Genomic DNA, 14,085 nt, shown 5'->3' with positions numbered 1-14,085 from the left:
ACATGACAGAACCCATCATCCGTTTCGACAAAGTCAACAAGTGGTACGGCAATGATTTCCACGTGCTGCGCGACATCGACCTCGACGTGGCCAAGGGCGAGCGCATCGTGGTGTGCGGGCCGTCCGGCTCGGGCAAGTCCACGCTGATCCGCTGCATCAACCGGCTCGAAGAACACCAGCAGGGCCATCTGTTCGTTGACGGCATCGAGCTCACCGACGACATCAAGGCGATCGACCAGGTGCGCAAGAACGTGGGCATGGTGTTCCAGCAGTTCAACCTTTTTCCGCACCTCACCGTGCTGGAGAACCTCACGCTCTCGCCCATGTGGGTGGGCAAGATGCCGAAGAAAGAGGCCGAGGAAAGGGCCATGGTGCAGCTGGAGCGCGTGCGCATTGCCGAGCAGGCCGGCAAGTACCCCTTGCAACTCTCTGGCGGCCAGCAGCAACGCGTGGCGATTGCGCGCGCGCTGTGCCTCACGCCCAAGATCATGCTGTTCGACGAGCCCACTTCGGCGCTCGACCCGGAGATGATCAAGGAGGTGCTCGACGTGATGGTGGAACTCGCCAACCTGGGCATCACCATGATCTGCGTGACGCACGAAATGGGTTTTGCCAAGGCCGTGGCCGACCGCGTGATCTTCATGGACCAGGGTCAGATCGTGGAGCAGAACACGCCCACCGAATTCTTCAACAATCCGCAGAACGAGCGCAGCCGGGACTTCCTCTCCAAGATCCTCGGCCATTGATTCACAAGGCTTCTTTTCACAGCAGGGTTTTTGACTTGTGAGGGTCATGTGGCGCTGAGACAATGCGCGGGTTTGCAAGGAGGCCCCACATGACCACATCACCCCCGTTCACCGTTCAACGGCTCTCCTGGCTGCGCTGGAGTTGCACCACCGCGCTGGGCCTGTCGATGTGGTGTGCCGGTGCTGCGCTGGCGTTTGACGCGCAGGGTCACCGCGGTGCCCGAGGGCTGGCGCCCGAGAATACGCTCGCGGGCATCGAGCAGGCGCTGTCGATCGGCGTGACCACGCTCGAATTCGACGTGGTGCTCAGCGCCGAAGGCGTGCCCGTGGTTTCGCACGACACCACCCCGAATCCCGACATCACGCGCGACGCCAGCGGCCAGTGGCTGCAGGCCCGCGGCAAGCCTTTCAACCAGTTGAGCCTTGATGAAATCTCCGGCCTGGATGTGGGCCGCATCAATCCGTCGAGCCGATACGCACGCGACTTCGCCAACCAGTCACCGGCCGATGGTGAACGCATTCCCACGCTGGCGTCCGTGTTCGAACGGATCAAGCGGCTGGGGGCGAACCATGTGCGCTTCAACATCGAGCTCAAGCGCCATCCGCTGCGTCCAGCCGAATCACCCGCGCCTGAAGCCTTCGTGCGAGCCGTCATGGCCGTGATCAACACCCACGGCATGGGTTCGCGCACAACGCTGCAGAGCTTCGACTGGCGCGTCCTCAAGGCAGGTCAGGCCCTCGCTCCCCATCTGCCGCTGTCCTTCCTGTCAGCCCAGCTTCCGCGCTTCAACACGCTCGCAGACGGCGCATGGACCTCCGGCCTGAAGCTCGGCGATTTTGACGACGCACCGAGCATGGTCGCCGCCGCAGGCGGCAAGTTGTGGTCTCCCCATTTCAGCGATCTGAGCCAAGCCACGCTGTCACGTGCCAGGGCACTCAACCTGCGCGTGATCCCGTGGACGGTGAACGACATCAGCGACATGGCACGGCTGATCGACTGGGGCGTGGACGGCCTGATCACCGACTACCCGGACCGGCTGCGCGCCGTCATGCAGGAACGCGGCATGGTCTTGCCACCTGCGGTGTCCACGCCGGTCAGGTCTGCAAGCATGGTGGCGCCGGCGCAGCAGCCAGAGCCAGTTCGTTTCGGCGTTGCCCCTGACATCCGCTGAAACCGCCGCTGCGACCCCATCCCGTTGCCTCCCGTCGGTTCGCCTGCAAGCCCGCTGGGACGGGCTAGAGCAGCCGCCATCTCTCATCTGAAGATGGCCATGCCTTCAGCCTCGGCGCCTGCCCTGCACTTGCGCCGGGACGGCCAGGTGCTCACTGCAACGATTGCATCCGTCCCCGGCACCGATGTCGCAGGCTACTGGGCAGTGCTGACGCAACCGCTGCAGGCGCTGGTGCTGCAATGCCCCACCTGAAAACGTGCCATCCACCGCCCTGGATGGAACCAACGCCCTGCTGTCCGTATCATTCATGTCCATGCGCCACTGGTTCCTCGTCCTCATGATTGCCTTGCTGCCCCTGCGCGGCTGGGTGGGCGACGCCATGGCGGTTGAGATGCTCACCATGCCTGTCCACGCATCCGTGGCGATGGACGAACACGGTGCCGATCACGATCAATGCGCCTGCGACGAGCACGCCCAGCATGAAGGCGGCAGCGCAGATCACCAGCACAACGCCTGCGATGTCTGCAACGTGCCTGCCCTGGCCACCGCAGTGCCTGCACTGCAGTCAATGCCCGGCGTGCACCGCCAGCTGACCCCACCCGCCGAGCGTTTTGCCAGCAGCGAGGCCCAACGGGGCATCAAACCACCCATTTCCTGAGTTCACACACCACAGGTGCGTCCGCAGCGGCCCGATCAGGCTGCGTCAGCGGGCGCCGGTCCGTGATTTCAGGAGATTCCCATGATGGTTTTGCGGCGGTTGTCACCGCCTTTGAAGAGCACCCCCGGTCGCCTGGCCGCCTTGAGCCTTGCGTTGTCAACGGCCTGCTGGCCGGCGCTGGCGCTAACAGCTGGCGCCTTGCAGGCCGCCAATCCGGCAACCCCCTCATCGGCACCAGCACCGATGACCCTGCCCGCCGCCGGCGCAACGGCGGCACCGGAACGCCCGGCCGACCTTGCCCGGGCGCGCGAGATCTGGCAACGCGCCAACGAGCGTGTGGCCGAATTTCCGCGCGGTCATATCGACCTTCTGCGTTGGGAGGCCAGCAACCCCGGTGAAATGGTCACGCCGGGCCCAGACGCCGCCGCCAAGGCGGAACCACTGGATGTGGCGCAGGCCTTGCGCCTGTCCCTGCGCCAGCGGCCCGACCTGTTCACCCGGGCCGGCATGAACGCGCTGGAAGCAGGCGCCGTGCAGGTGGCCTACGCGAAACATGTGCGCGACCTGCAGCGCGCCTGGGTGGATGCCGTGAGCGCCCGCCAGAGCTGGCGCCAGACGGGCGAGATGTGGGACGCCACCCGCACCGGCAGTGAGCTCGGTCGTCGCATGGTGGTGGCCGGCAACTGGAGCCAGGCCCGGCTGATGCGCGAGCAGCTGACAGAAGCCAGCGCATGGCAGGCCAGCGTGAACGCGCAAGCGGCGGCCCTGGCCGCCCGGGAACGGCTGGCGCAACTGCTGGGCATGTGGGACGCGGCAACCGTGGCGCAGCTCGGTGAGCGCCTGCCCGCCAGCCTGCCTCCCGTGCCATCGCGCGCCACGCCGGGCGAAGGCCTGAGCGAAGCCACGCTGGAAGCGGCCGTGCTGCGCGCTGACCCGTTGCTGGCGCAGCAACAGATCGAAGCACAACGCGGGCTGGCCGCCCTGACCCCTGGTCGCCGGCAAGACTGGCAAACCGCCGTGGAGGCCGCGCTGGCAGCGATGCCCGCGCCTGGCACCAGGCCAACCCCGCCGCACATCGACAACCTGTCGCTGCTGCGTGACCACACGCTGGAACGCTCGATCGACGCCGAAGCCCGGTTGCTGCGTGCAGCGAGTGAACGACGTTCCATGGCTCGCCAGGCCTGGGCCAACCTGCAGGCGCGCCACGCCAGCGCGCTGCACGCGCAAGGCGTGGTCGCACAACTGCAAGCTGCGCTGGAGCAGGAAACCCTGCTGCGCTACAACGGCATGCTCCAAAGCAGTTGGGAGTTGCTGGCCAGCGCGCGCGAACGCATGCAGTCGCTCGACGCTGCACTGCAGGCCCGGCGCGACTACTGGCGCGCCCAGGCCGACTGGCAAGCCCTTCTCGCCGGCGCCGACTACGCTGGCCCCGACACCGCTTCCAACACCGGCGCAGGCGCCGCCAAAGCCCCGGCAGGACACTGACATGAACAAAACCATGAACCGCAGAAACTGGCTGACCGGCGCCGCCGTGGGCGCAGTGGCCGCCACCAGCGTGAGCCGCGTGGCCCTGGCCGCCATCCCCGAGCCGGTGCAACAAACCTCAGCCAACACCGCACCGCCCTGGATGCCCCCGGGCGTGACCGGTGCTGGCCGACCCTACAACCCGGTGGTCACGCTCAACGGCTGGACCGCACCCTGGCGCATGAACGCGGGCGTGAAGGAATTCCATCTCGTGGCCGAGCCCGTGGTGCGCGAAATGGCGCCCGGCTTCATGGTCAACATGTGGGGCTACAACGGCCAGAGCCCGGGTCCCACCATCGAGGTGGTCGAAGGCGACCAGGTGCGCATCTACGTGACCAACCGCCTGCCCGAGCACACCACCATCCACTGGCACGGCCAGCGCCTGCCCAACGGCATGGACGGTGTGGGCGGTTTGAACCAGCCGCAGATCCCGGTGGGCAAGACCTTTGTGTACGAGTTCACCGCGCGCCGCCCCGGCACCTTCATGTACCACCCGCACGCCGACGAAATGGTGCAGATGGCCATGGGCATGATGGGCTTCTGGGTCACGCACCCGAAGGCGAAGCACCCGCTCATTGAAGACGTGCAGCGCGACTACTGCTTCCTGCTGAACGCCTTCGACGTGGAGCCCGGCAGCATGACGCCGCAGGTCAACACCATGCTCGACCAAAACATCTGGAGCTGGAACAGCCGCGTGTTTCCGGGCATCACGCCGCTGGTGGCCAAACTGGGCGAACGTGTGCGGGTGCGCGTGGGCAACCTCACCATGACCAACCACCCGATCCACATCCACGGCATCGAGTTCGAGGTGAGTGGCACCGACGGAGGTCCCACGCCCAAAGGATCGCGCTGGCCCGAGGTGACGGCGGACGTGGCCGTGGGCCAGATGCGCCAGCTGGAATTCATCGCCGACGAGCCGGGCGACTGGGCCATGCACTGCCACAAGAGCCACCACACCATGGGCGCCATGGGCCACAGCGTGCCCACCATGATCGGCGTGGACCACCGGGGTCTGGTGGCGCCGCTGCAGCGCGCCGTGCCCGACTACATGGTGATGGGCGAACGCGGCATGGCGGACATGGGCGAAATGGAAATGGAGCTGCCCGCCAACACCTTCCCCATGATGACCGGCACCGGCCCCTACGGCCCCATCGAGATGGGCGGCATGTTCACCACCCTCAAGGTGCGCGCCGACCAGAAGGCCGGCGACTACACCGACCCCGGTGTCTACCCGATGCCGCCCGGCACGCAGGCGCGGCTGGTGGACACCGGCACCGCGCCCACAGCCGCCCGACCTGCTGCGCCCACCTCAACGACGGCACCCGCTGCCACCGTGCGCAAGCCTGCGGGCGGCCACGGCAACCACTGAACTTTTTTCCGGAGAACACAGATGACCTTCAACACACGACGCTCCCTGCTCACCCTGCCCCTGCTGCTGGCCCTGCCGCGCGCCTTCGCCCACGGCGAACAACACGGCAAAGCCGCTGGACCGGTGGTGAAAGAACAGAAGCCCTGGGGCATCGCCGGCGAGCCAGCCCAGGCCCGCCGAACCGTGGACATCCGCATGACAGACGACATGAAGATGAGCCCGAACCACATCGACGTGCGCGAAGGCGAGACACTGCGCATCCGCGCCATCAACGCCGGCAAGGTGCTGCACGAGATCGTGATCGGCACCGCCGACGAGCTCAAGGTCCACGCCGAGATGATGAAAAAGTTTCCCAACATGGAGCACGACGAGCCCTACATGGCGCACGTGTCACCCGGCAAGCGCGGCGAGATCGTCTGGACCTTCAACCGCCCGGGCAACTTTGAATTCGCCTGCCTGATCGCCGGCCACTTCGAAGCCGGCATGCGCGGCACCATCCGCGTCGCCCCCAAAGCCTGATTCCACTGGAGACCACCATGCAACGACGCTCCCTCATCAGCGCTGCCGCCGCCTTCACCGCAGCCGTGGCCTTGCCCACCTGGGCACAAACACCCGCCGCCCTGCCGGTGCTTCAAGTCTGGAAAGACCCCAACTGCGGCTGCTGCCAGGACTGGGTGAACTACCTGCAGGCCGACGGCTTCCAGGTGCAGGTGTTCGACACCGGCAACACGGCGGTGCGCAAGCGCCTGGGCTTGCCGGAAAAGTTCGGCTCCTGCCACACCGGCCTCATCGGTGGCTACGTGATCGAAGGCCACGTGAATGCGCGCGAGATCCGCCGCCTGCTGGCCGAAAAACCCAAGGCTATCGGCCTGGCCGTGCCCGGCATGCCGGTGGGCAGCCCCGGCATGGACGGACCGGTGTACGGCGAACGCCGCGATGCCTACGACGTGGTGCTGGTGCAGTCCGACGGCACCAGCCGCGTGTACCAGCACTACGCGGGCAACACGGGTTTCAAGCGCACATCCACCGCGGCCGATGGCCTGCCCATGGCCGAGGCCGAGGTGCGCAGGGTGGATACCGCCGCCGGCAAGATTTCGCTCAAGCACGGCGAGATCAAGAACCTCGATATGCCGCCCATGACCATGGTGTTCCAGGTGAGCGACCCGGCGCTGCTGGGCAAGGTGAAGGCGGGCGACAAGGTGCGCTTCACCGCCACGCAAGTCAACGGCGCCTACACCGTGATGAGCATCGAACCGATGCGCTGAGCGCGCCCCGGGCGCTGCGCTGCAACAGGTTTTTACAAGGGGCCGTGCTAAGGTCCCGGCATGCCCAAAACCCTTCGCTACACGCTCATTTCGCTGCGCGAGATGGCGGCGTCATTCGGCCCATTTGCCCTGCTCACCATCGCCTTGCTGGGCGCGGCCTACTGGTGGCTCAACCCCAACCCGCCCAAGCGGGTGGTGCTGGCCACCGGCCCCGAGCAAAGCGCCTACGCGGAGTTCGGCAAACGGTATGCCGAGGCGCTGGCGCGCTACGGCATCACCGTTGAGCTGTTGTCGTCCGAGGGCTCGTCGGCCAACCTCGAACTGCTGCGCACCGGCCGCGCGGACCTCGGCTTTGTGCAGGGCGGCACAGCCGACATCGGCTACGACGAGGAAGACACCATCACCTCACTGGGCAGCTTGTTTGTGGAGCCGCTGTGGCTCTTCTACCGGGAAGATTCGGCCAAACGCCTGCGCAAGTCCCCCGTGGTGAACAACCTCGCTGAATTCAGCGGCTGGCGCGTCAACGTGGGCACCGCCGGCAGCGGTGTGCCGCGCCTGTTCGCCACACTGCTGGACGTGAACCGGCTGGACGCGAAACAGATGACGCTCACAGAACTGGAGCAAACCCCCGCCACGGTGGCGTTTCTGGGTGGCGAGATCGACGCCCTGGTGTTCGCCTCGGCGCCCGAATCGCTGATGGTGCAGATGCTGCTGCAGACCCCGGGTGTGAGGCTGCTCGACTTCGCGCAGAGCGAAGCCTATTCCCGGCGTTTTGGCTACCTCACGCCGGTGGTGATGCCGCAGGGTGTGGTGGACCTCGCACGCAACATTCCCGCCCGGGATGTGCGGCTGGTCGCCTCCACCACCAGCCTGCTCGCGCACAGCGACACCCACCCCGCCATCCTGCAGCTGTTTGCACAAACGGCCACCAGTCTGCATGGCGGTTCGGGCTGGTTCAGCAAGGCGCGCGAGTACCCCAGCCTGGAACACAGCGAAGTACCGATTTCGCCCGAAGCCACACGCGCCATCCAGAGCGGCGCTCCGTTCCTGCAGCGCTACCTGCCCTTCTGGCTGGCCAACCTGATCGAACGCATGTGGCTGGCCATGGGCCTGATCCTGGCACTCGCCCTGCCGCTCTCGCGCATCGTCCCCCCGCTCTACACCTTCCGCATCCGCAAGCGGATCTTCCGCTGGTACGCCGAATTGCGCGATGTGGAGCAGCGCTTCGAAGCCGGCACCGACCCAGCCGCCGACCTGGTCGAACAGCTCGACGCGATGGAATCCAAAGTGGAGAAAGTGGTGGTGCCCCTGTCGTACACCGACGAGCTCTATGCCCTGCGCAACAACATCCACCTGGTGCGCAAGAAGCTGTTGCGGAAGGTTTGACGTTTTGCCGCCGGGCCGCCCCAAGGCAAAACAGCCCCCTCGGGGGGCAGCGACCCGCGCAGCGGCGGAGCGTGGGGGCCTAGATTCCAGAAGCCTTGATGCTGTTCAGCCACGCCTGGCGTGTCACTTCGTCCAGCGCTTCGTTGACCACGCCGTGGTCCGCCACCACACGCAACTTGTCCTGCTCGATCAAACGGTCCAACCCGCGGCGGGTCATGGACAGCGAGCGGCCATGCGGGCCTGCGAAGAGGAACAGCGTGCCGTGCGGGCTGGCCCAGGTGATCTGGCAGCGCACGGCCTGGCCCTCCTGCCACATGTCGACCCAGGTGCCCACGCTCAGTTGTGAGACCGGCTGCTGCGCCGCCATCTCGGCCTTGAGCTCCACCCAGTCCCGCTGCAGGGGCTGCGTGTCGACAAACGAAGGCTGGGTGTCGGGCTGGGACTCGGGAGCGATGTCGTCCATGAAGCCGGTGTCGCGCGCCTCGGCGGGCTGCATCCAGGGCTCCAGATCGAAGTCGCCCTGCTGGCTGGGCGGTGAGTCTTGCGGTGGCTCGGCACGCTGGGTCTTGTAGGCGGCTTCGTGCAAGCCCATCAGGGCCTGGAAAAAGGACTCCGCCTGTTCCCTTGGATAGTCGATCGAGTCCAGGCCTTCGCGCAGCGTGCGCAAGACGCCGGGAATGATCTTGACCAGGCGCGGGCGGTTCAGGCTGGCCAACGCCAGCTGGCTCGACCACAGCAGGTCGGGCAGGATGTCGGTGTAGCGCAAGGCCGGCACCTCGGCGGTGTCCATGCCCGTGGCGTTGGAGACTTCCAGACGCGCCTGCGCCACCACCTGCGCCCAGGGGCCGGTGAGGAAGCGACGCACCACGCCGGGCGAACGCGCGAAGTCGTTGCGCGATCGGAATTCGGCCGCCACACGTTCGGCCAGCAGGTTGCGCTGCTCGACCCGCACCAGCGTCTTGACCGCCAGGCCGCGCGCCTGCACCTGCTCGGGCGCCATGGCCTCGGTTTGCGAACGGTTGAAGCCCTGCAGCAAGCCTGAGAATCTGTCGGTCAGGTCGCCACCGGGTTTTTGCAGTGCGTCGATGATGCTGCGCACCTGGCGCGAAAATCCGGCGTATCCACGATCCTGCTCGTTCGTGTAAGCGAGGCTGTGTTCGGTGATGGCATCGAGCAGGCGGCGTGCGGGGTTCTGCCGGTCGGCAAAGAAGCGCGGTTCGGTGCGGGCCACCTGCAGCAACGCCGGCTTCATGTCCTGCAGCATTTCGCGCACCGGCAGCAGCAGTCGCTCGTCGGCAGATATCTGCTTGAGCATGAGGGAGACCACTTCGCTGGCCAGCGTGCGCACCATGGCATTGCCTGCGCCGGCGCTGCCGGGCGCATGCGTTCCCTCTTCGCCGGATTGATCGAGGTTGCCCACCAGCAGCTGGTGCAGGTGGTCCAGGGTCAACAAAGCTTCAGAGCCGGGCGCCGCTTCGTCCTGCGGTGCTCCGCCACGGCGAACCGGCACATCGCCGGTGAACGGGCGCGAGTCGGGCGACTGCACCACGGCATAGCCTGCCGCCTGCACCCCCATGCGGTCGAGCAAGGCGCTCAGCCGTGTGTAGAGACCCTGCAGTTCGTTGCCCAGCAAGATGGCGCCGGTCTGCAGCCAGCGAGAGCGCACAGCAGGGCCCAGATGCAGTCCCTTGAGTGTCTTCATCAAGGCCCCCACCACCACATCGGAGCGCAAAGGGTTGGCGTCTGGATTCACCACCTGCATGCCCTGCGCCGTGCACAAGCGGGCCGTCAGCTCCACGATCTCGTGGTCCACCGTCATGCTCACGATCTGCTGCACACGGGCGAGTTCCACCGTCTCCTGCACCTGGTCGTCAGCCATGAGCTCAAGCTCATCAAAGCTCACGGTTTTGGCCGGACGCCCAAGGGTGTCGGTTGCCGGCAAGGAGTTGCCTACCGCATCCGCGAGCGATTCGATGAATTTGACAGCGATCAGGTCGCGGTGGGATTCGAGCGCGGTGCGCGCCTCGACCAGGCCTTGTTTGTCGTTCAGATGCCTTGCCGACAGCTCCTTTTCCTTGAGCGCGGCGTGCAGCTTGTCCAGCCAACGGGGCACCCACTCGCGCGTCTGGACGAGGGCCTCCTTGAGGCAGGCGTCAAAGGCCTGAGGCTGGGCATCCATGCGGGCGATCTCTTTCGATGAAGTGGGCCGAAGTGAGGTTCGGACCATTGTGACGAAGCCCAACCCTGTTCACAACGTGGAAAAGACGCCCAAAGCGCCGCCAGTTCAAGCCTTCTGCATCAAGGCGCGCCAGCCCTCGACGCCGAGATCGCGCAGGGTCTGCAGGTTGCGCTCCACGATGGCGTCGGCATCACCGCCTTCGCTGGCCACGGCGCGCTCCACGCTTTCTTCTCGCAGCAGGTGCAGCGTGGGAAAGGGGGCGCGGTTGGTGCAGTTGGTCACGTCGTCGGGCTCGGTGCCCTCGAACTGAAACAAGGGATGAAACGGTGCGACCTGGATCACACCCTCGAGCTCGTGCTCGGCCACCACGTCGTCCACCACGTTCAGGAAGTCGTTGAACACCTCGAAGTCGGGGAACAGCGTGGCGTGCACCAGCAGTGTGGTGTCGGTCTCTTCGGCGGGCGTGTTCACGAGCAAGGTGAGCTCGCGGTCGAGATCGTCCAGAAACGCGTCGAGGTGGCGCGCCTGGCTCACCACGATGCGCACCTGATTCTTCACATAGACCGCCCGCGCGAACGGGCACAGGTTCAGGCCGATCACGGCCTTTTCCAGCCAGTGGCGCGTGGCTGCTTCAACGTCCTGCATCACTTCAATGCCTTGAATCTCATCCGTTTTGGTTTCGCGCCCTCTTCACCCAAACGTTTCTTCTTGTCGGCTTCGTACTCTTGGTAGTTGCCGTTGAAGAACACCCACTGGCTGTCGCCTTCGGCGGCCAGGATGTGCGTGGCGATGCGGTCAAGGAACCAGCGATCGTGGCTGATGACGAGCGCGCAACCGGCGAATTCGAGCAGTGCGTCTTCCAGTGCGCGCAGGGTTTCCACGTCCAGATCGTTCGAAGGTTCGTCCAGCAGCAACACGTTGCCACCTTCGGCCAGGGTCTTGGCCAGGTGCAGGCGTCCGCGTTCACCGCCCGAGAGGCTGCCCACGCGTTTTTGCTGGTCGCCGCCGGAGAAGTTGAAGCGGCCGCAGTACGCGCGGCTGGGCATCTGGAACTTGCCCACAGTGATCATGTCCAGACCGCCCGAGACGTCTTCCCACACGGTCTTTTCGTTCTGCAAGTCGTCGCGGCTCTGGTCCACCACGGCCATGCGCACGGTCTGGCCAATCTTCACTTCGCCGCTGTCGGGCTGCTCCTTGCCGGAGATCAGCTTGAACAGCGTGGACTTGCCCGCGCCGTTGGGGCCGATGATGCCGACGATGGCACCCGCTGGAATCTGGAAGCTCAGGTTGTCGATGAGCAGGCGGTCGCCGAAGCTCTTGCTGACGTTCTTGAACTCGAACACTTCGTTGCCCAGGCGCTCGGCCACGGGGATGAAGATCTCGTTGGTCTCGTTGCGCTTCTGGTAGTCCACATCGCTGAGCTCTTCAAAGCGCGCCAGACGCGCCTTGCTCTTGGCCTGGCGGCCCTTGGGGTTCTGGCGCACCCACTCCAGTTCTTTCTTCATGGCCTTGGTGCGCGCGTCTTCGGTGCGCTGCTCCTGCTCCAGTCGGGCTTCTTTCTGCTCCAGCCAGGTGGAGTAATTGCCCTTGTACGGAATGCCGTGGCCGCGGTCGAGTTCCAGAATCCACTCGGCCGCGTTGTCCAGGAAATAACGATCGTGGGTGATGGCCACCACGGTGCCGGGGAAGCGCTTGAGGAACTGCTCCAGCCAGTCCACCGACTCGGCGTCCAGGTGGTTGGTGGGCTCGTCGAGCAGCAGCATGTCGGGCTTGGACAGCAACATGCAGCACAGTGCCACGCGGCGTTTTTCACCACCGGAGAGCACGCCCACTTTCGCATCCCATGGGGGCAGGCGCAGCGCGTCGGCCGCGATTTCCAGCTGGTGTTCACCGTCGGTGCCCGAGGTGGAGATGACCGCTTCCAGCTGCGCCTGCTCGGCGGCCAGCGCGTCGAAGTCGGCGTCTTCGTCGGCGTAGGCGGCGTACACCTCTTCCAGGCGTTTCTGCGCGGCGCGCACGCCGCTCATGCTGTTTTCCACCGCTTCACGCACGGTCTGTTCGGGGTCGAGATGGGGCTCCTGCGGCAAATAACCGATGCGGATGCCCGGCATCGGAATGGCTTCGCCTTCGATTTCCTTGTCGATGCCGGCCATGATCTTGAGCAGTGTGGACTTGCCCGAGCCGTTGGTGCCCAGCACGCCGATCTTGGCGCCGGGAAAGAAAGAGAGCGAAATGTCCTTGAGGATCTGACGCTTGGGCGGCACGATTTTGCCGACCTTGTTCATGGAAAAGACGTATTGAGCCATTGCTGTGTGCCTGAGGAATCTGCAGCCAGGACGGCCGCGCAACCCTGGATTATCCCAGCATGCGACAATACGGCTCGTTGGGCACTTCAGTTGGCTCAACACCAGCCTTTCGCTGGGGTGCTCGCCAACCACTGGTGGCACCAAACCCCTGAATCCATCTGCCCCAGACTGGCCGGCTCCCGCTTCCAACAACAAAGCGGTTTCCGGAGTGGCCGATGCCCCCAGCGCCCTGGACGGGCGCCTCCAAAAAAATGACCTTTGACGATCTGAATCTGGCCCCGGCCATCGTGCAAGCCGTGCGTGAGCATGGTTACGAAACCCCCACCCCCATTCAAGTGGAAGCGATCCCCGCCGTGCTGGCCGGGCGCGACCTGCTCGGTGGCGCCCAGACGGGCACCGGCAAAACCGCCGCCTTCACCCTGCCCATGCTGCAGCGCCTGGCCGATGGTGAACGCGCCAAGAACCGCTTCGGTGGCGTGGCCATCCGCGCGCTGGTGCTCACCCCCACCCGCGAACTCGCGGCGCAGGTTGAAGAGTCGGTGCGCACCTACGGCAAACACCTCACGCTGACCTCCACCGTCGTCTTCGGCGGTGTGGGCATGAACCCGCAGATCAACGCCATGAAACGCGGCGTCGACATTCTGGTGGCCACCCCCGGCCGCCTGCTCGACCTGCAGCAGCAAGGTTTCCTCGACCTCTCCGGCGTGCAGATGCTGGTGCTCGACGAGGCCGACCGCATGCTCGACATGGGCTTCATCCACGACGTGAAGAAGATCCTGGCGCTGGTGCCCAAAGAAAAGCAGAGCCTGCTGTTCTCAGCCACCTTCAGCGACGAAATCCGTGACCTGGCCAGTGCGTTGTTGAAAGACCCGCTGCACATCCAGGTGACCCCGCGCAACACCACGGTGCAGCGCATCACGCAGGTGATCCACCCGGTGGGCCGGGGCAAGAAAAAGGCCCTGCTGGTGCACATCATCAACCAGCACAACTGGAGCCAGGTGCTGGTGTTCACGCGCACCAAGTTCGGCGCCAACAACGTGGCCGAGTTCCTCACGAAGAACGGCATCCAGGCGATGGCGCTGCACGGCAACAAGAGCCAGGGTGCCCGCACCCAGGCGCTGGCCGGCTTCAAGAGCGGCGACATCCGGGCCCTGGTGGCCACCGATATCGCAGCCCGCGGCATCGACATTGATGAGCTGCCGCACGTGGTGAACTACGAAATCCCGAACGTCAGCGAAGACTACGTGCACCGCATCGGCCGCACCGGCCGCGCGGGCAACGACGGCGCCGCGGTGAACCTCGTGAGCCTGGACGAAGAAGGTTTCATGATGGAGATCGAGCGCTTCACCAAGCAGCGCATTCCCGTGCAGATGTTCCCCGAGTTCATGCCCGAGCCGGGTGAGAAGGCCGAGCCCATCGCCATGGGCCGCCAGACCATCTGGGGCGGTGCCGGCAAGCCGCCGAGCCGCGACGTGATGGC

13 protein-coding genes are annotated in these 14,085 nt (G+C 65.5%); 10 read left to right on the top strand and 3 right to left on the bottom strand.

Going from position 1 to position 14,085, the window contains the following annotated elements; translation table 11 throughout:
* The first annotated feature begins 2 nt into the window (after positions 1-2).
* The 9 genes from Q0C59_RS04440 (at position 3) to Q0C59_RS04395 (ending at position 8,120) form a co-directional block, all read left to right on the top strand.
* Positions 3-746 (top strand): amino acid ABC transporter ATP-binding protein, encoded by a 744-nt coding sequence (locus Q0C59_RS04440; protein WP_291212243.1) that lies wholly within the window; start codon positions 3-5, stop codon positions 744-746.
* A gap of 89 nt (positions 747-835) precedes the next feature.
* Positions 836-1,918, top strand: a complete 1,083-nt coding sequence (locus tag Q0C59_RS04435; RefSeq protein ID WP_291212240.1) for a glycerophosphodiester phosphodiesterase — start codon at positions 836-838, stop codon at positions 1,916-1,918.
* Between the two features lie 99 nt (positions 1,919-2,017).
* Positions 2,018-2,170, top strand: a complete 153-nt coding sequence (locus tag Q0C59_RS04430; protein ID WP_291212238.1) for a hypothetical protein — start codon at positions 2,018-2,020, stop codon at positions 2,168-2,170.
* Positions 2,171-2,225: 55 nt separating this feature from the next.
* Entirely contained in the window at positions 2,226-2,576 is a 351-nt protein-coding gene (locus Q0C59_RS04425; RefSeq protein WP_291212235.1) for a hypothetical protein, read from the top strand.
* A 243-nt stretch (positions 2,577-2,819) separates the two neighbouring features.
* Positions 2,820-4,061, top strand: coding sequence for a hypothetical protein (locus Q0C59_RS04420; protein ID WP_291212233.1), 1,242 nt, complete (start codon positions 2,820-2,822; stop codon positions 4,059-4,061).
* 13 nt (positions 4,062-4,074) lie between these two features.
* Positions 4,075-5,469 carry a multicopper oxidase family protein gene (locus Q0C59_RS04415; RefSeq protein WP_291212231.1) on the top strand — a complete coding sequence of 465 codons (1,395 nt, stop codon included), beginning with the start codon at positions 4,075-4,077 and terminating at the stop codon, positions 5,467-5,469.
* 21 nt (positions 5,470-5,490) lie between these two features.
* Positions 5,491-5,988, top strand: coding sequence for a cupredoxin family protein (locus Q0C59_RS04410; RefSeq protein ID WP_291212230.1), 498 nt, complete (start codon positions 5,491-5,493; stop codon positions 5,986-5,988).
* Between the two features lie 17 nt (positions 5,989-6,005).
* The gene (locus tag Q0C59_RS19680) at positions 6,006-6,734 is read left to right on the top strand and encodes a copper-binding protein (RefSeq protein WP_370654230.1); all 729 of its coding nucleotides are present in this window, start codon (positions 6,006-6,008) and stop codon (positions 6,732-6,734) included.
* Positions 6,735-6,794: 60 nt separating this feature from the next.
* On the top strand, positions 6,795-8,120 hold the full coding sequence (locus tag Q0C59_RS04395) for a TAXI family TRAP transporter solute-binding subunit (protein WP_291212227.1): 1,326 nt from the start codon (positions 6,795-6,797) through the stop codon (positions 8,118-8,120).
* 79 nt (positions 8,121-8,199) lie between these two features.
* On the opposite strand, the gene Q0C59_RS04390 is transcribed toward Q0C59_RS04395, so the two are convergent.
* The 3 genes from Q0C59_RS04390 to ettA form a co-directional block, all read right to left on the bottom strand.
* On the bottom strand, positions 8,200-10,299 hold the full coding sequence (locus Q0C59_RS04390) for a DUF1631 family protein (RefSeq protein WP_291212224.1): 2,100 nt from the start codon (positions 10,297-10,299) through the stop codon (positions 8,200-8,202).
* A 105-nt stretch (positions 10,300-10,404) separates the two neighbouring features.
* Positions 10,405-10,944, bottom strand: a complete 540-nt coding sequence (locus Q0C59_RS04385; protein ID WP_291212221.1) for a DUF1415 domain-containing protein — start codon at positions 10,942-10,944, stop codon at positions 10,405-10,407.
* Positions 10,944-12,605, bottom strand: coding sequence for an energy-dependent translational throttle protein EttA (ettA, locus tag Q0C59_RS04380; protein ID WP_291212218.1), 1,662 nt, complete (start codon positions 12,603-12,605; stop codon positions 10,944-10,946). The genes Q0C59_RS04385 and ettA overlap by 1 nt, the downstream gene beginning before the upstream one ends.
* A 251-nt stretch (positions 12,606-12,856) precedes the next feature.
* On the opposite strand from ettA, the gene Q0C59_RS04375 reads away from it, so the two are divergent.
* Positions 12,857-14,085, top strand: a 1,229-nt coding sequence (locus Q0C59_RS04375; RefSeq protein WP_291212372.1) for a DEAD/DEAH box helicase, incomplete at its 3' end; no start/stop codon positions are given.

The organism is Hydrogenophaga sp., from assembly GCF_022844385.1.
In the GTDB taxonomy this organism is placed as follows: domain Bacteria; phylum Pseudomonadota; class Gammaproteobacteria; order Burkholderiales; family Burkholderiaceae_C; genus Hydrogenophaga.
This window is presented reverse-complemented; position numbering and strand designations above follow the sequence as displayed.